This window comes from Sagittula sp. P11 (genome assembly GCF_002814095.1).
Classification (GTDB): domain Bacteria; phylum Pseudomonadota; class Alphaproteobacteria; order Rhodobacterales; family Rhodobacteraceae; genus Sagittula.
The window spans coordinates 1,986,249-2,003,422 of record NZ_CP021913.1 but is presented as its reverse complement, the minus strand read 5'-3'; the positions used below and the strand labels follow the sequence as shown (position 1 = coordinate 2,003,422).

Genomic DNA, 17,174 nt, shown 5'->3' with positions numbered 1-17,174 from the left:
GTCAGTTGGAGGCGAGCACGGCGGCGCAGGCGTTGGGCAGGTCGCCCAGCGTCAGTTCACGCTTCGGCGGTGCGGGTTTCGCGTTCGGGTCCGGCGGCGGCGGGTTGAGGATGTTGTTCACCCACTGCTGCGCGTCGGCGCAGCCGTCGCCCGGCGGCGGGGCGGCCTGGTCGACGCAGCCCACGGCACCCTTCGGGCAGCTCAGCCGGACGTGGAAGTGGTAGTGATGGCCCCACCACGGACGGACCTTGCGCAGCCACGCGCGGTCGCCCTTTTCGTCGTTGCACATCTTCACCTTGGCGCCCGGGAAGACGAAGATCCGCGCCACGCGGGGATCGGAGGCGGCGGCCTTGATGATCTCGTGGTGCGCCTTGGTCCAGTTGTTGTTGGTGTAGGCGCCCGAGGAGCGGCGCAGCGAGATCGACGAGATGTTTTCGCGCGCGCGTTCGGAGAGGTTCAGGTCGTCGGCGGGCAGCATCCAGATGTCGGCGTCGAGGCCGATCTGGTGGCTGGCGTGGCCGGTCAGCATCGGCCCGCCGCGCGGCTGGCTCATGTCGCCGACGTAGATGCCCTTCCACCCGGGCTGCTGCGCGGCTTTCTTCGACAGGTCCTGGATGTAGTCGACCAGCTCGGGGTGGCCCCAGTTGCGGTTGCGGCTGAGGCGCATCGCCTGCCAGGTCGGGCCGGTCTCGGGCAGCTGCGCGCCGCCGGCGAGACAACCCTTCGAATAGGAGCCGTAGGGCGCGGAGGACTGCCCGGAGGCGTCGCGCTTGGCGCCGAAAAGCTGCTTGGCCTGCTTCGAGGACAGGACGGGATCGACCGCGACCTGCGGCAAGGGCTCGCCCGAGATGTCGCGGGGTGTCGGGTTGCCGCAGGCGGCCAGCGCCAGCAGACCGAGCATAAGGGTCTTGCGGATCATTTCACTGCTACTCCCTCCGGGGCTGTTTTCAGGGTACGTCGCCTTCCGGTTTCACCCAGACTAACAGAGCCAGCCCCAGAAGAAAGAGGAAGATCACCGGCAGGAACCCGAGTTGATTGGACTGCGTCCAGAGCGTGAAGACGGTGATCAGCGCGGGGGCGAGGAAGGCCGTGGCCTTGCCGGTCAGCGCGAACAGGCCGAAGGCCTCGGCCGGGCGGGCCGGATCGGAATGCCGCACCATGAGTGACCGGGAGGCGGAATATAGCGCACCGCCCGCGCCGCCGATTATCGCGCCGCAGATGAAGAAGACGACATCGGGCACGGCGCTGCCCGGCGGCAGCGGGATTATGAACAGGTGTTCGCGCGACATGCCGACGATGACCGTGCAGACGACGATCAGCGACCAGATGCACCAGCGGATCACCGGCTTTGGACCCACCCGTTCGTCGGCGATGCCGCCCAGCCAGCTGATGACCGCGGCGGCGATGGCGGCGATGATGCCGAAGACGCCGATCTGGATGATCGACCAGTCGAGCACGAGCGTCGCGTAGATGCCGCCGTAACTGTAGAGCGCGGTCAGCGCGTCGCGGTAGAACATCGAACTGACGAGGAAACTGGCGCAGGAGCGGCGGCGCGAGATGTTGACGATGCTGGCCTTCAGGTCCTTCAGCATCCGCCCCACGGTGGCGTCGGGGTTTTTCGGCACGCGCGGTTCGCGGTTCCAGATGAAGTAGGGGATCATGAAGAGCCCGAACCAGAGCGCGATGAACGGGCCGGTGAAGCGTGTGCCCTCGCGCCACTCCGGGTCGAGGCCGAAGGCGGGGGCGAGCCCGATCAGGGTCTTGCCGCTGTCGTTCTCGGCGAAGAACAGCAGGACGATGAACAGCGAGGCGACGCCGCCCCAGTAGCCGAAGGCGGTGGCCGTGCCGGAGATCCGCCCGATCTGCTGCGGCGTGCCGAGAGAGGGCAGGAGCGCGTTGTTCAGGTTGAAGGCGGATTCGGAAGCGACGAAGCCGATCCAGAAGGCGGCCAGCGCGAAGATCAGCCCGCCGCCGTCCGGCATGAGGATCCAGAGCATCGAGGCCATGACCACGGCCAGCGTGGTGAAGCCGTAGATCCACGGCATCTTGCGCCCGGAGGTGTCGGCCCAGGCGCCGAGGAACGGGGCGGAGATGGCGATGACCAGCCCTGCCACGGTCTGGGCGGAGGACCAGAGCCCCTGCGCGGAGGCGCGGGCGGCCTGATCCTCAAGACCCTGCGCCATGTACCAGCCCGCGGCCACCGCCGCGAAATAGGGCGCGAAGACGAAGGTCAGGCCGAGCGTCGCGTAGGGCTGCTGCGCCCAGTCGAAGAACATCCAGCCCCAGATGCGTTTCCTGCCGATGGTGTCCTGCATCGCCCGTCTCCCCGTTTCGGCGCGATAGAACCCGGGCCGGGGGGGCGTGGCAAGGGCCGAGCGGGGGCGGAGTGAAACTCCGCCCTACGGGAGGGGGCGCACACGGGTCTGTCGCGCGCCGTCCCCCGGGCGGGGGAGCGGACCTCTGCCTTACGCCGGGACGGTCCTGTGGGGCGGCCAGGGGCGCATGTCCTCTGCCTCCACCCATCTGGCGACCCAGTCGGGCAGCGCGGGCGCCTCCGACATGTCGACGCCCAGCGCCTTTGCCACGCGGTCGGTCGCCACGATGCCGTTGCGATCGGTCAGCGCAGTGCGCACCACCAGTTGCGAGGTGCATTCGTCGCGCGAGTTCCACATGCTCTGCTCGATGTAGGTGAAGCGGCGGTCCCAGCCTATGAGGCGGGTCTGCATCTCGACCCGGTCGAAGCCGCGCACCCTGCGGCGGTAGCGCACGACCGAGCCGGCGACCGTCAGCCCCCAGCGCTCGCGCTTGAGCACCTCGAGCAGGCCCATGCGTTCGGCCATCGGGATGCGCCCGAGATCGTAGAGCGTCAGGGTGCGGCCGTTGTTGAGTTCGTTCCACATGTCGAGGTCCCACGGCATGCAGAGGTGGTGCGAGATGTGGGTGTCGAAGAGGCCCATGCGCGGCGCCTTGCGCGCGCGGGCCATGTCCTTGAAGAGTCGGATGAAGGGGTACATGGCAGTCCTGTCGTTTTCAGGACCGGGTGTGCGGGCATCGCGGCACCAGCGTCAACCAAGACCTCGCGGCACACTTGCCCTCTGCGGCCCGCATGCTTAGGTGTCCCGCAACCCGAGTGTTCGAGAGGCCCCAACAGATGACGTCGCTTTTCCAGATCCTGCTGCTGATCATCGGCATCGTGAAGTTCATCATCATCGCCCATGTCATCATGAGCTGGCTGATCAACTTCCAGATCCTGAACCTGCGGCAGCCGCTGGTGGCGTCGATCTGGGACGGTCTGAACCGTCTGTTGGAGCCGGTCTACAGCCGCATCCGGTCCTTCCTGCCGCAGATGGGCGGGCTGGATCTTGCGCCGCTGATCGCCTTCGTGGCGGTGATCGCCATCGAGATCGTGCTGCGCAACAACGCCATGGCCTTCTACTGAGGTATCGGGAAGAGGGGCTCTGCCCCTCGGCCTGCGGCCTCACCCCGAGGTATTTCGTGCCAAGATGAAGGGCAGGGCGATCCGGGGTTGATTCATCGAATCTTAGTATGAGAATGTCGGGATAAGAGCAGATATAGACAATCCCGACAGGCTGGCCCATGCCCCGCGACACCGACGGCCCCTCCGTTCAGGCGCTTCTGAAGGACATTTTCGGCTTTGATGCCTTTCGCCCCGGACAGGGCGAGATCGTGGAGGCCGTGGCGGCGGGCGAGAACGTGCTGGCCATCATGCCGACGGGCGGGGGCAAGTCCCTGTGTTTCCAGTTGCCCGCGCTGGTGCGACCGGGGGTGACGGTGGTCATCTCGCCGCTGATCGCGCTGATGCGGGACCAGGTGCGCGGGCTGCGGGAGGCCGGCGTTGCCGCGGGGGCGCTGACCTCCGGCAACACGCAGGAAGAGACCGACGCGGTCTGGGACATGCTGCACGCGGGCGAGCTGAAGCTTCTGTACCTGGCGCCGGAACGGCTGGCGGGGGCGGGCACGCAGCGGATGCTGGCGGAGGCGGGCGTGTCGCTGATCGCCGTGGACGAGGCGCATTGCGTCAGCCAGTGGGGCCACGATTTCCGCCCCGACTACCTGCGGATCGGCGAGCTGCGGCGCGCGCTGGGGGTGCCGCTGGCGGCCTTCACCGCCACGGCGGACGTGGAGACGCAGGAGGAGATGGTCAGCCGCCTGTTCGACGGCGCAGCGCCGCGGACCTTCCTGCGCGGCTTCGACCGGCCGAACATTCACCTGGCGTTCCAGCCGAAGGACGGGCCGCGGGCGCAGGTGCTGGGCTTTGCCGGCGCGCGGCGCGGGCAGTCGGGCATCGTCTATTGCGGCACGCGGGCCAAGACCGAGGGCATCGCGCGGGCGCTGCGCGAGGACGGCCATTCGGCCTGTCACTATCACGGCGGGATGGAGGCGGACGACCGGCGCCATGTCGAGGAGCGCTTTGCCCGCGAGGACGGTCTGATCGTCTGCGCGACGGTGGCCTTCGGGATGGGGGTCGACAAGCCGGACATCCGCTGGGTTGCCCATGCGGACCTGCCGAAGTCGATCGAGTCCTACTACCAGGAGATCGGCCGCGCCGGGCGGGACGGGGCACCGGCGGAGACGATGACGCTTTACGGGCCGGAGGACATCCGGCTGCGGCGCACACAGATCGACGAGGGCATGGCCCCGCCGGAGCGGCGGCAGGCGGACCACGGCCGGCTGAACGCACTTTTGGGGCTGGCGGAGGCGCTGGGATGCCGGCGGCAGGCGCTGCTGGCGTATTTCGGCGAGACGGCGGAGCCCTGCGGCAACTGCGACCTGTGCGACACGCCGCCCGAGGTCTTCGACGGGACGGAGGCGGTGCGCAAGGCGCTGTCCGCTGCGCTGAGGACGCAGGAGAGTTTCGGCGCGGGCCACCTGATCGACATCCTGATGGGCAAGGACACCGACAAGATCACCCAGCGCGGGCATGACGCGCTGCCGACCTTCGGCGTCGGCAAGGACCTGTCGAAGGGCCAGTGGCAGGCGGTGTTCCGGCAGATGATGGGGCGCGACCTGATCCGCCCCGATGCGGAGCGGCACGGCGCGCTGGTGATGACCGACCGCGCCTTGCCGATCCTGCGCGGCGAGGAACGTATTTCGCTGCGCAAGGACGTGCTGAGCAAGGCCGCCGACCGGCGCCCGGCGGTGAAGGCGCTGGTGTCGGAAGAACACGCGCCCATGTTCTCGGCGCTGAAGGCGAAGCGGACGGCGCTGGCGCGTGACGCGCAGGTGCCGCCCTACATGATCTTCCCCGACCGCACGCTGATCGAGATGGCAGAGAACCGGCCCGCCACGCTGGACCAGATGGCGGCGATCAACGGGGTCGGCGCGAAGAAGCTGGAAAGCTACGGGCGCGCCTTCCTCGAAGTGCTGACCGGCGCGGCCGAAGAGGTGCATCCGGTGCGGCTGCGGGTCGCGGCGCGCGGGGCGGGATCGGTCTATGACGCGCTGCTGGAATGTCAGGCGCGGCTGGTGCGGGGCGCGGACGGGACGGAGAAACCCTTGTCCTGTACGGCGTCGTCGCTGGCGAAGCTGGCCGAGGCGCGGCCCGACAGCGAGGCCGGGATCGAACGGCTTCTGGGCGACAAGCGGGCGGAGCGGTTCGGCGCCGCCTTTCTGGACGTGCTGCGCGCCGTGGACTAAGTGCCCATCCGGACGGCGATTGGGGGATTTGAGATGCTCGTGACGATTTCACCGGCCAAGCGGCTGGACTGGACGGAGCGGTCGGTCGCGATGACCGAACCGAAGTTCGAGGCGGATGCGCAGCGGCTGGCGAAGACCGCGCGCAACCTGACCCTGCGGGACCTGAAGGGGCTGATGGACCTGTCGGACGACCTGGCGAAGCTGAACCGGGACAGGTTCCGCGCCTTCACCGACACGCCCGGGCCGGAAGACCTGCGGCCCGCCGCGCTGGCCTTTGCGGGCGACACCTACATGGGGCTGGAGGCCGGATCGCTCGACCCGGAAGAGCTGGACTGGGCGCAGGATCACCTGCGGATCCTGTCGGGGCTTTACGGCGTGCTGCGGCCGCTCGACGGGATACAGGCCTACCGGCTGGAGATGGGGTCGCGGCTGAAGACGCGGCGCGGGGCGAGCCTTTACGACTACTGGCGAGACCAGATCGCGAAGGACCTGCGCGCGGAGGCGGAGGCCCTGGGCACCGATACGCTGGTGAACTGCGCCAGCCAGGAATACTTCGGCGCGGTGCCGGAGAAGGCGCTGGGGCTGCGGATCGTCACCCCGCAATTCATGGAGATGAAGCCCGGCGGCCCGAAGATCGTCAGCTTCTTCGCGAAGCGGGCGCGGGGCGCGATGGCGCGTTTCATCATCCAGCGGCGGCTGACCGATCCGGCGGGGATCGTCGATTTCGACCTTGGCGGCTATCGCTTCCGGCCCGGGATGTCGGAACCGGACCGCCCGGTGTTCCTGCGCAGCGAGGAGGCCGTGGCGGCCTGACCCGCCCGACTGCCTATTCGGCGGCATCGCGGCTGGCGGGGCGCGGCGCGTAGGTGTCGATCATCGCGGCCAGTTCGGACTTGCGCAGCGGCTTCGTGAGGTAGTCGGTCAGCCCGGCCTCGAGGATGCTTTCGCGGTCGCCCTCCATCGCGTGGGCGGTGACGGCGACGATGGGCACGGGGGGTGCGCCGCCCTCCAGCCGGCGGATTTCGCGGGTGGCCTGCTTGCCGTCCATGCGCGGCATGGAAATGTCCATGAAGATCAGGTCGGGCCGCCGGTAGCGGAAGGCATCGACCGCCTCCACCCCGTTGTTGGCGAAGCGCAGGGCCACGGGGAAGTCCTTTGTCATCTTCCGCATGACAAGCTGGTTGGTCTTGTTGTCCTCAGCGACCAGCACGTCGAGCAGCGGCTGCGCGACCGGCGTTCGCCCGGAGCGGAGCGGCGCGGGCGGCATCGCGGGCAGCGGCGCGGTCTCATGCACCTTTTCGAGCGCGTCGAAGAGCGTGCGGCGCGGCACGGGTTTCTGCAGCACCGCAAGGACGCTGTCTACGGTGCCGTCGGGCAGGTGGGCGGGCTGGTCGGCGAACAGGATCACCGGCAGGCCCGGGCGTCCGTGCCGAAGCTGCCGGGCCAGTTCGACCCCGGTCATGTCGGGCAGGTCGTATTCCACCATCAGCAGGTCCGGCGCGTCCTGCAGCGCGTCGATGGCTTCCGACCCGGTGGTGCAATAGGTGATCTCCAGCCCCAGCATCGCCAGTTGCTTGGTCAGGATGGCGCGGTTGGGGCCGTAGTCGTCGACGACGAGGATGCGTTTCAGGTGGCGCGGCAGTTGCGCGGCCTCGTAGACCGGGTTTTCGTCGGTCTGGAGCATGATGCGCAGGCCGAAGAAGCTGCCCCGGCCCAGCTCGGAATCCACCCAGACCTCGCCGTCCATCAGCTCCACCAGGCGGCGGGTGATGGCGAGGCCGAGGCCGGTGCCCTCGAACTTGCGGTTGCGCTCGTCCTCCACCTGGTTGAACTCGCCGAAGACGTGCTCGACCTTGTCGGGCGGGATGCCGATGCCGGTGTCCTCCACCGTGATGTGGACCGCGGTGCGGCCGCCGTCCTCCATCACGCCGACGACGCGGACCAGCACGTAGCCCTGCACGGTGAACTTGACTGCGTTGCCCAGGAGGTTGGTCAGGATCTGGCGGATGCGGCCGGGGTCGCCGACGAAGTGCGTGGGCAGGAACATGTCGTAATCGACCAGAAGCGCGATGTCCTTGTCGCGCGCGGTGGGCTGGAGAAGCATCACCACCTCGTGGATCGCGCGTTCCAGGTCGAAGGGTTCGGGGTGCAGTTCGAGTTTTTCCGCCTCGATCTTCGAGTAGTCGAGGATGTCGTTGATGATCACCAGCAGCGCCTCGCCGGACGAGCGGATGGTGTCGGCATAAAGCCTTTGTTCATCGTCGAGGTCGGTTTCGCGCAGCAGGTCGGCCATGCCGACGACGCCGTTCATCGGGGTCCGGATTTCGTGGCTCATGTTGGCGAGGAAGGCGGACTTTGCGCGGTTGGCGGCCTCTGCCCGGGTCGTCGCTTCCTTCAGGCGCTGCTGGTCTTCCTTGATCTGGGTGATGTCGACGCGCAGGCCGACGCGCCCGCCGTCCGTGGTTTCCCGTTCGTAGATGCGCAGCCAGCGTCCGTCTTCGAGCTGCTGCTCATGCTCGACCTCAGAGGAGCGGTGCTTGATCAGGCGGTCCTCCAGCCACTCCTCCTCCCGTCCGACGGCTTCGGCGTATTGTCCGTGGGCCAGGCCGTAGCGCAGGATCTCCTCGAAGGTGGCGCCGCGGACCATCGCCGGGGCGCTGGCCTTGTAGTAGTCGCGGTAGGGCTGGTTGCACATCAGCAGCCGGTCCTCGGAATCGTAGATCACGAAGCCGTCGGGCAGTTCCTCCACCGCGGACCACATGCGCATGAGGTCGGTGATGTCGACGGACAGCGAGACGATGCCGCCGTCGGGCAGGTGCCGTTCGCGGACCTTCACGAAGCGCCCGTTCCAGAGCCTGAGCGTGGTGTTTGGGATCGGGTCCTGCGCCCACCGGGCCAGCATCCTGAGCTGCCAGCCCTTCGGGTCCTCGCCCTGCAGGTCGACCAGCCCTTCCTCGACGAGGGTGGCGAGGATCTCGGCGTAGGGCACGCCCGGCACGACGTGGTCGAGCCCGTCGAACATGGACAGGTAGGCGGGGTTCGCCAGCTCCAGCCGCCGGTTTTCGTCGAACATGGCGAAACCGTCGCGAATCGTCTCCATCGCGGACCAGAGCTGTTCGGTGACGACCTCGATCTTTTCCGTCGCCTGGCCCAGTTCCTGAACGACGCGCTTGTGCTGGCTGCGGACTTCTGCCACCTCGTGACGGGTTTCGCGGATCTCGTGGCTGAGCTTCAGGGCATGATCGCCGAGGCGCTTGTTCGCTTCGAACAGCTCCTTCTGCTTCAGCTCGAGCAGGCGTTCCGCAGCCAGACGCGCGCGCCTTTCCTCGGCCAGACGATCCGCCAGATCCATCCGCTGCCCTCCAGGTCCGCGCGCACTCTTGCCCGGTGGTGGTGAAGATCGGCTTAAGGCCATGCTTTCACGGAAGGGTGCGGGAAACCGGACCCGCAGAATCCTTGCCCCGCCCACGCTGGCGTGGCAGTTTGAATCCATTGATGAAAGGAGCTTTTGATGCGTCGTTTTGCTCTTGCCCTGATGATGGGCATCCTTGCGGCACCCACGGTCGAAGCGCAGGACACGGTGCCCGACCGGCGTTTCGTGGTCTCCCGCGATATGGATTTCGCCGGGTCGGACCTTCAATCGCTCTTTGACACCACGCTGGACGCCTGCCAGCGGGCCTGTCTCAATACCGAAGGCTGCCGGGCGTTCACCTTCAACACGCGCAACAACTCCTGTTTTCCGAAAAGCGGGGTGACGAACACCTCTCCTTATGACGGTGCAATCTCGGCCCGGCTGGTGGAGGCCGACCCGGCGGTGCTGGAGCGTGGGCGCGCACGGTTCGGCGACCTGACCTTCCTCAGACCGGCGGATTTCGCGCAGGCCCGCAACGAGGCAGAGGCGCTGGCCGTCCGCCACGGCGGCGGCAAGTACACGGTCGAACAACTGCTGGACGCCGCGCAGACCTCACGCGAGGCCGGGAACCTGCGGGATGCGGTGCACTGGACGGGCGCCGCGCTGGCGCAGACGGACACCGCCGAGTTGTGGCTGCAGTACGGGCGCTGGTCGAACGACCTTGCCGCGACGCTGAACGGATCGGACGAGCGGCGCTTCCGCAACCGCGGGTGGCTGGCGGCGATCAACGCCTACCTGCGGGCAGAGGACGCCCCGCAGCAGATTGAGGCGGCGAAGGACCTTGCCCTCCGGCTGGAACAGCAGGACCGCGGGCGCGACATGATCCCGGCGCTGCGCCTTGCGGAACGGCTGGGGGCCGGGCCAGAGGTGACGGAGCTGCTGGACGTGGCCATCGGCAAGTACGGTTTCCGCATCGTGGAGCACACGGTGGAGTCCGACAGCGCGCAGCCCCGCATCTGTGCGGAGTTCAACCGCCCGCTGAAGCGCGCGGGCGTCGATTATTCCAACTATGTCCGCCTGGCCGATCCCCGGCTGGCTGTGACCGCCGATGACAGCCGCGTCTGTGTGACCGGGGTGGAGCACGGGTCGCGCCACACCGTGACCTTCCGCGCCGGCCTGCCCTCCGACGATGGCGAGGAGCTGGTGCGCGATGTTCCGATCACCGCCTACGTGCGTGACCGTTCGCCCGCCGTGACCTTCCCGGGCCGGTCCTACGTGCTGCCGCGCACCGCCGACGCGGGCCTGCCGGTGGAGACGGTGAACACTTCGGAACTGGAACTGACGCTGCGCCGCGTGTCCGACCGCAACCTGATCCGCGCGATCCAGAACGACTATTTCGGGCAGCCGCTGGGCCAGTACGACGAGGACTATTTCGCCCGCGAACTGGCGGAAGAGATCTGGACCGGCACCGGCGAGGTGCAGAACGAGCTGAACCGCGACATGATCACCCGCCTGCCGATGGGCGATGCGGTGGGCGATCTGCCCGCGGGGATCTACGCGCTGACCGCACAGGTGGCCAACGACATCGACGGAGAGGCGCGGGCGACGCAGTGGTTCCTGCTGTCCGACATCGGACTGACGACGATGCAGGGCAACGACGGGCTGACGGTCTTTGCGCGCGACCTTGGCAACGCGGAGCCCATCGAAGGGCTGGAGGTGACGCTTCTTGGGCGCGCGAACCGCCCGCTTGAGGTCGCCACCACCGATGCGGAGGGCGTCGCGCGCTTTGCGCCGGGGCTTCTGCGTGGCACGGACGGCTCCGCCCCCGCGGTGGTCATGGCGCGGCGCGGCGAGGAGGACCTGGCCTTCCTGTCGCTGACCGATCCGGCCTTCGACCTGTCGGACCGCGGTGTCGAGGGACGCGCCCCCGCCGGGCCGATCGACGCCTTCCTTGCGACCGACCGCGGCGCCTATCGCGCGGGCGAGGTCATCCATGTCACCACGCTGGTCCGCGATCCGGAGGCAGAGGCGCTGCCCGACGTGCCGCTGACCGCCGTGCTGTTGCGGCCGGACGGCGTGGAATACTCGCGCCATGTGTCGGACGGTGCCGGCGCGGGCGGTCATGTCTTCCACCTGCCGCTGGCCGACGCCGTGCCGCGCGGCACCTGGCGGATCGAGGTCTTTGCCGATCCCGAGGGCGCGGCGCTGACGTCCGAGACCGTGCTGGTCGAGGACTTCGTGCCGGAACGCATCGACTTCGATCTGGCGCTGCCGGAGGGGCCGATCAACCCGTTGTCGCCGCCGAGGCTGTCGGTCGACGCGCGCTACCTGTTTGGCGCGCCCGGCGCGGACCTGCCCATCGAGGGCGAACTGCGGCTGGCGACACGCACCACGCTAGAGGCCTTCCCCGGTTACAGGTTCGGCCGCCACGACGACGAGGCGGAGTACCGGACCGACAGCTTCCCGGCGGACCTGACGACCGACGCCGAGGGCAAAGCGGATCTGGCCCTGCCCCTGCCGGACATGGACCCGACGGGCCGCCCGATGGAGGCGCGCGTTACATTGCGCATGTCGGAGATGTCGGGCCGTCCCGTGGAACGCCGCATCACGCGCCCGGTCGCCTCGCCGACCCCGATGATCGGCATCAGGCCCGCGTCGGAGGATTTCCCCGAGAACGCCGAGGCGAAATTCCAGGTGATCGCGCTTGGTCCCGATCTGGAGCGGACGGAGATGGACGTGTCCTGGACCGTCAACCGCGTGAGCACCCGCTACCAGTGGTACCAGCAGTATGGCTCCTGGTACTGGGAGCCGATGACCACGCGGACCACGGTCGCGCGCGGCGAGGGGCGCCTTGGCGCCGACCCGCTGGAGATCGCGGCGGACGTGGAATGGGGCGAGTACGAGGTCGTGGTGGAGCGCACCGATGGCGCCTACCTCGCGGCCTCCATGGACTTCTCGGCCGGATGGTACGCGGCTGCCAGCGCCGACGACACGCCGGACATGCTGGAAATGTCGCTGGACAGCGAAGCCTACAGGGAAGGCGAGACGGCGCAGCTGCGCATGGTGCCGCGGTATGCCGGCAAGGCGGTTGTGACGGTGCTGTCGGACCGCGTGATCTCCATGCAGGCGGTTGAGGTCTCGGAGGGCGAGAACCTGCTCGACCTGCCGGTGACGGAGGAATGGGGCGCGGGCGTCTATGTCACGGCGCAGGTGATCCGGCCGATGGACGTGGCGGCGGGGCAGAACCCGGCGCGGGCGCTTGGTCTGACCCATGCCGCCGTCGATCCGGGCGACATGAAGCTTGAGGTTTCGGTCGATGCGCCGGAGGAGATCGCGCCGCGCGGGCCGCTGTCGGCCACGGTGAACATCGCCAGTGTCGCGGACGGAGAGACGGCCTACGTGACGGTTGCCGCCGTCGACGTGGGTATCCTGAACTTGACCGCCTTCGAGACACCGGACCCGGCGGGCTACTACTTTGGCCAGCGCCGTCTGGGCGTCGAGATCCGCGACATCTACGGACGTCTGATCGACGGGCTGGACGGGGCCATGGGCACCGTGCGCTCGGGCGGCGACGGAGCGGCGGGCATGGACCTGCAATCGCCCCCGCCGACAGAGGAGCTGGTGGCCTTCTTCTCCGGCCCGGTGACGGTGGTGGACGGTAAGGCCGAGGTCTCTTTCGACATTCCCGACTTCAACGGCACGGTGCGGCTGATGGCGGTCGCCTGGTCGGCGAGCGGCGTCGGCAGCGCAGAGAAGGACGTGTTCGTCCGCGACCCGGTGGTGGTTTCTGCCGCGATGCCGCGTTTCCTTGCGCCCGGCGACGAGACGCGGCTGGCGCTTGAGTTCACCCATACGCGCGGTGCAGCGGGCGAGATGCCGCTTGAGATCACGGCGGGCGAGGGGCTGACCCTTGGCCCGGTCGCGACGACGATCACGCTGGCAGAGGGCGGCAAGACGACCTTCGAGGCGGCGCTTGGCGCGGTGGAGGTGGGCGACCACGAGATCACCGTGGCGCTGACCACGCCGGACGGCGCGGTGCTGACCAAGACGCTGACGCTGGGGGTGCGGGCAAACGACCCTGCCGTCGGCGCGACGCGGCGTTTTCAGCTTGCCGCCGGGCAGACCTTTACGCTGGACCGCGAGATCTTCGCCAACCTCAGGCCGGAGAAAGCCTCGGCCCTGGTGTCCGCCGGGCCGCTGGCGCGGTTCGATGCGCCGGGGCTTCTGGCCTCGCTCGACCAGTATCCCCACGGCTGTACGGAGCAGGTGACCTCGAAGGCGCTGCCGCTGCTTTACATGTCGTCGATTGCCGAGCCGCTGGGGCTGGGCAGCAAGGACCGGATCGACCTGCGTATCCAGCAGTCGATCACGCGGGTCCTGACGCGGCAGGCGCCCAACGGGGCCTTCGGGCTGTGGGGCGCCTATTCGGGCGACGCGTGGCTGGACGCCTATGTGACCGACTTCCTCAGCCGGGCGCGGGCGGCGGGCTACACCGTTCCGGACATCGCCTTCCGCAACGCGCTGGACAACCTGAAGAACGAGATCGCCTATGCGGCGGACTTCGACGACGGGGGCGAGGACATCGCGTATGCGCTGATGGTGCTGGCGCGCGAGGGCGAGGCGGCCATGGGCGACCTGCGCTACTACGCCGACGAGCGCGCCGACAACTTCGCCACACCCTTGGCGCAGGCGCAGCTTGGCGCGGCGCTGGCGGCCTATGGCGACCAGCCGCGCGCGGATGCACTGTTCTCGAAGGCCGCGGCACGGATCGCTTTGCGTCCGCCAGCCGAGGGGCAGGTGTACCGCGCTGACTATGGCTCCCGGCTGCGGGATACGGCGGGTGTGCTGTCGCTGGCAGTGGAGGCGCGCTCGGACAGCATCGACACGGGCGCCCTGACGACACGCATCGCGTCCTACGACCGGCCCCTGTCCACACAGGAACAGGCCTGGGCGCTGCTGGCAGCACACGCGATGGTGCAGGATCCGACGGTGTCCGGCCTCGAACTGGACGGCGCGCCGCTGGCGGGGCCGTTTGTGCGCCGGATCGCGGCGCAGGGGATGCAGCCGACCACGCTGACCAACACCTCCGGCACCCCGACCGACGTGACGCTCACGACGCTGGGTGTGCCCGAAGGTGCGACGGAGGCCTCGGGCTACGGCTATGCCATCGAGCGGGCCTATTTCACCATGGACGGCGACCCGGTAGGCGACATCGCGGTGGGCGACCGCATAGTGGCCGTGGTCACGGTGCGGCCCGCCGAGGACACGCGCGCGCGGCTGATCATCGACGATCCGCTGCCCGCCGGTCTGGAAATCGACAACCCGTCGCTGATCCGGTCCGGCGATGTGCGCGGGCTCGACTGGCTGGAGACCTCGGACACGGAGTTCAGCGAGTTCCGGGCCGACCGCTTCATCGCGTCGGTCGACCAGCGCGACGCCGCGCCGATCCGGCTGGCCTATATCCTGCGGGCGGTGTCTCCGGGCACCTTCCACCAGCCTGCCGCGCTGGTGGAGGACATGTACCGCCCGGAATACCGGGCGACGACGGCCTCCGGCAGCGTGTCGGTGGCTGAATGACCGGCACGACGGTCGCCACCGCCCAATGGCGCGCGCTGGACCGCGAGGGCGAGGACAAGTGCCGCCTCGCCCGGCTGGACAATGGCTGGATGCTGGTGGGCCACGCGCGGTTCCGGGACGGCACCGGCTGGGCCGCGCTGGATTACGTCGTGCGCATCGGGGAGGACTGGTGCACCCGCTCCGCCGACATAAGCGGTGCCTATGCGGGCGAAACCGTGGCGTGGAAGCTGCTGCGCAAGGACGGCGTCTGGAGCTTCAACGGAGAGGTGCAAGAGGGGCTCGAGGGGGCGGAGGATGTGGACCTCAGCTTTACCCCCGCGACCAACCTGATGCCGCTGCGCCGTCTGCCGGAGGTGGGGCGCATCGACGTGACCGCCGCGTGGCTGCGCCTGCCGGGGCCGAACCTTGGCCCGCTGACGCAAAGCTACACGCGCGAACGCGGGCACCTCGTGCGCTACACCGCGCAGGAGACGGATTTCGAGACGCAGTTGCAGGTCGATCAGCATGGCTTCGTGACGCTGTATCCCGGCCTCTGGGAGCGCGAGGAAGATGCCTGAACGGCGCGGTCTGAGGCGCCTGTCCGCTCTGGTCGTGGCGCTGTGGTGTGTGGCCTTCGCGGGCGACCGGCTGTCCGACTGGGTCGACGCGACGGAGATCCCGCTGCTGGTGCGCGCCACGTCGCCCGAGGTGCGGGACCGCGACGGCGACCTCTTGCGTGCCTATACCATCGAGGACGGGCTGTGGCGGATGACGGTGACGCCGGACCAGGTCGATCCGCTGTTCTACCGGATGCTCGTCGCCTACGAGGACAAGCGGTTCTTCAGCCACAACGGTGTCGATTTGCGGGCGACGGCGCGGGCCGTGGCACAGGGGCTGCGGCACGGGCGCGTGGTGTCAGGCGCCTCGACCCTGACGATGCAGGTGGCCCGCCTGCTGGAGGATGGGACCACCGGCCAGTGGCAGGGCAAGCTGCGGCAGATGCGGCTGGCGCTGGCGCTTGAGCGGCGGCTGACCAAGGACGAGATCCTCGCGCTCTATACCCTGCTTGCGCCCTACGGCGGCAACGTCGAGGGGCTGCGCGCCGCCTCGCTGATCTGGCTGGGGAAGGAGCCGCGCCGCCTGACACCCGCCGAGGCCGCGCTGCTGGTCGCCCTGCCGCAGGCCCCCGAAAGCCGCCGCCCCGACCGCCACCCGGAAGCCGCCCGCGAGGCGCGCAACCGGGTCATGGTCCGCATGGCGGAGGCAGGCGTGATCCCGATGTCGGCGGCCCGGTCCGATGCGCTCGACCCGTCGCCCAGGGGCCGTTTCCCGATGCCGCAGCTTGCCCCGCACATGGCCGACCGCGCGGTGGCAGAGGCGCCGGGGCGGCACGACCTGACGCTGGACGCCGACCTCCAGCGCAGCCTCGAAGACCTCGCGCGGCACCACATGGCGCGGCTCGACCCTCGCCTGTCCATGGCCATCGTGCTGGCGGATCACGACAGCGGCGAGGTGCTGGCCTCTGTCGGGTCGCCCGATTACGCGGGCACGCTGAACCAGGGGTTCGTCGACATGACCACGGCGCAGCGGTCGCCCGGCTCGACGTTGAAGCCGCTGGTCTACGCGCTGGCCTTCGACCGCGGGCTGGCCCATCCGGAGACGCTGATCCTCGACACGCCGGTGCATTTCGGGAGCTACGCGCCGCAGAACTTCGACGGGGAGTACCGGGGCGAACTGACGGTGCGGCGGGCGTTGCAACTGTCGCTGAACATCCCCGTGGTCCGCCTGACGGAGGCGCTGGGACCGGCACACCTGATGGCGGCGCTGCAGGGCGCGGGGCTGAAACCGGCCCTGCAGGGCGGCGCGCCGGGGCTGGCGCTGTCGCTCGGCGGGGTCGGCCTGACGCTGGAGGAGATGGTGCAGCTCTACGCCGCGCTGGCCCATGGCGGAGAGGCGCGGCCGCTGCGCTGGAAGGTCTCCACCGCCGAGGAGGCAACGCCCCGGCGGCTGGTTTCGCGCGCGTCGGCCTGGCAAGTGGGGCACATCCTTGCCGGGATCACGCCGCCCTCCGCCGCCGGACCGAAGGGGCGGATCGCGTGGAAGACCGGCACCTCCTACGGGCACCGGGACGCTTGGGCGCTGGGTTGGGACGGGCGCTACGTGGCCGGGGTCTGGATCGGGCGGCCCGATGGCACGCCGGTGCCCGGCGCCTTCGGGGCCGACCTTGCCGCGCCGGTGCTGTTCGAGGCACTGGGACGGGCCAGCGCGCGCCCCGTTCCGCTGCCTGCCCCGCCGCCAGAGACGCTGATGATCTCGAACGCGCAACTGCCGGCGAACCTGCAGCGCTTCGGCCCGCGGGCCGAGACCGCCGCGCTCCAGGTGACGTTTCCGCCCGATGGCGCGACGCTGGCGGTGTCGCCCTCCGGCGTGCCGCTCAAGCTGCGTGGCGGCACCCCGCCTTACACGGTGCTGGCCGACGGGGCGGTGCTGGCGACGGGACTGCGGCGGCCGGAACTGCTGGCGCCGATTTCGGGTCCCGGCTTCACGACGCTGTCGGTGATCGACGCGCGCGGGCAGTCCGGGCGGACGACGATCGAGCTGCGCTGAG

10 protein-coding genes are annotated in these 17,174 nt (G+C 69.1%); 6 read left to right on the top strand and 4 right to left on the bottom strand.

What is annotated here, in order from left to right:
• Position 1: 1 nt before the first annotated feature.
• The 3 genes from mepA to CDO87_RS09790 form a co-directional block, all read right to left on the bottom strand.
• A complete protein-coding gene (gene mepA, locus CDO87_RS09800; protein ID WP_100928604.1) occupies positions 2-919 on the bottom strand; it encodes a penicillin-insensitive murein endopeptidase in 918 nt (305 codons plus the stop codon).
• A gap of 28 nt (positions 920-947) precedes the next feature.
• Positions 948-2,315 carry an MFS transporter gene (locus tag CDO87_RS09795; protein ID WP_100928603.1) on the bottom strand — a complete coding sequence of 456 codons (1,368 nt, stop codon included), beginning with the start codon at positions 2,313-2,315 and terminating at the stop codon, positions 948-950.
• Between the two features lie 150 nt (positions 2,316-2,465).
• Entirely contained in the window at positions 2,466-3,014 is a 549-nt protein-coding gene (locus CDO87_RS09790; RefSeq protein ID WP_100928602.1) for an acyl-CoA thioesterase, read from the bottom strand.
• Positions 3,015-3,151: 137 nt separating this feature from the next.
• On the opposite strand from CDO87_RS09790, the gene CDO87_RS09785 reads away from it, so the two are divergent.
• The 3 genes from CDO87_RS09785 (at position 3,152) to yaaA (ending at position 6,471) form a co-directional block, all read left to right on the top strand.
• Positions 3,152-3,439: a YggT family protein gene (locus CDO87_RS09785; protein ID WP_100928601.1), complete on the top strand. Its 288-nt coding sequence runs from the start codon at positions 3,152-3,154 to the stop codon at positions 3,437-3,439.
• 158 nt (positions 3,440-3,597) lie between these two features.
• Positions 3,598-5,658, top strand: a complete 2,061-nt coding sequence (gene recQ / locus CDO87_RS09780) for a DNA helicase RecQ (protein ID WP_100928600.1) — start codon at positions 3,598-3,600, stop codon at positions 5,656-5,658.
• A gap of 33 nt (positions 5,659-5,691) precedes the next feature.
• A complete protein-coding gene (gene yaaA / locus CDO87_RS09775; RefSeq protein ID WP_100928599.1) occupies positions 5,692-6,471 on the top strand; it encodes a peroxide stress protein YaaA in 780 nt (259 codons plus the stop codon).
• A gap of 13 nt (positions 6,472-6,484) precedes the next feature.
• Here yaaA and CDO87_RS09770 read toward each other — a convergent pair whose 3' ends face one another.
• A complete protein-coding gene (locus CDO87_RS09770; RefSeq protein WP_100928598.1) occupies positions 6,485-9,010 on the bottom strand; it encodes a response regulator in 2,526 nt (841 codons plus the stop codon).
• Between the two features lie 159 nt (positions 9,011-9,169).
• Between CDO87_RS09770 and CDO87_RS09765 the strand changes: the two genes are divergently transcribed.
• From CDO87_RS09765 to pbpC, 3 genes are read left to right on the top strand one after another with little or no spacing between them, the layout of a single operon-like run.
• A complete protein-coding gene (locus tag CDO87_RS09765) occupies positions 9,170-14,587 on the top strand; it encodes an alpha-2-macroglobulin family protein (RefSeq protein ID WP_100928597.1) in 5,418 nt (1,805 codons plus the stop codon).
• Complete coding sequence (locus tag CDO87_RS09760) at positions 14,584-15,144, top strand: putative glycolipid-binding domain-containing protein (RefSeq protein ID WP_100928596.1); 561 nt, start codon at positions 14,584-14,586, stop codon at positions 15,142-15,144. Before CDO87_RS09765 ends, CDO87_RS09760 begins: the two co-directional genes overlap by 4 nt.
• Positions 15,137-17,173, top strand: a complete 2,037-nt coding sequence (gene pbpC / locus CDO87_RS09755) for a penicillin-binding protein 1C (RefSeq protein ID WP_198521861.1) — start codon at positions 15,137-15,139, stop codon at positions 17,171-17,173. Before CDO87_RS09760 ends, pbpC begins: the two co-directional genes overlap by 8 nt.
• The last annotated feature ends 1 nt before the right edge of the window (position 17,174 follow it).

Coding starts and splice junctions, on each gene's coding strand:
- mepA (WP_100928604.1), bottom strand. CDS start 919: ATGATCCGCAAGACCCTTATGCTCGGTCTGCTGGCGCTGGCCGCCTGC.
- CDO87_RS09795 (WP_100928603.1), bottom strand. CDS start 2,315: ATGCAGGACACCATCGGCAGGAAACGCATCTGGGGCTGGATGTTCTTC.
- CDO87_RS09790 (WP_100928602.1), bottom strand. CDS start 3,014: ATGTACCCCTTCATCCGACTCTTCAAGGACATGGCCCGCGCGCGCAAG.
- CDO87_RS09785 (WP_100928601.1), top strand. CDS start 3,152: ATGACGTCGCTTTTCCAGATCCTGCTGCTGATCATCGGCATCGTGAAG.
- recQ (WP_100928600.1), top strand. CDS start 3,598: ATGCCCCGCGACACCGACGGCCCCTCCGTTCAGGCGCTTCTGAAGGAC.
- yaaA (WP_100928599.1), top strand. CDS start 5,692: ATGCTCGTGACGATTTCACCGGCCAAGCGGCTGGACTGGACGGAGCGG.
- CDO87_RS09770 (WP_100928598.1), bottom strand. CDS start 9,010: ATGGATCTGGCGGATCGTCTGGCCGAGGAAAGGCGCGCGCGTCTGGCT.
- CDO87_RS09765 (WP_100928597.1), top strand. CDS start 9,170: ATGCGTCGTTTTGCTCTTGCCCTGATGATGGGCATCCTTGCGGCACCC.
- CDO87_RS09760 (WP_100928596.1), top strand. CDS start 14,584: ATGACCGGCACGACGGTCGCCACCGCCCAATGGCGCGCGCTGGACCGC.
- pbpC (WP_198521861.1), top strand. CDS start 15,137: ATGCCTGAACGGCGCGGTCTGAGGCGCCTGTCCGCTCTGGTCGTGGCG.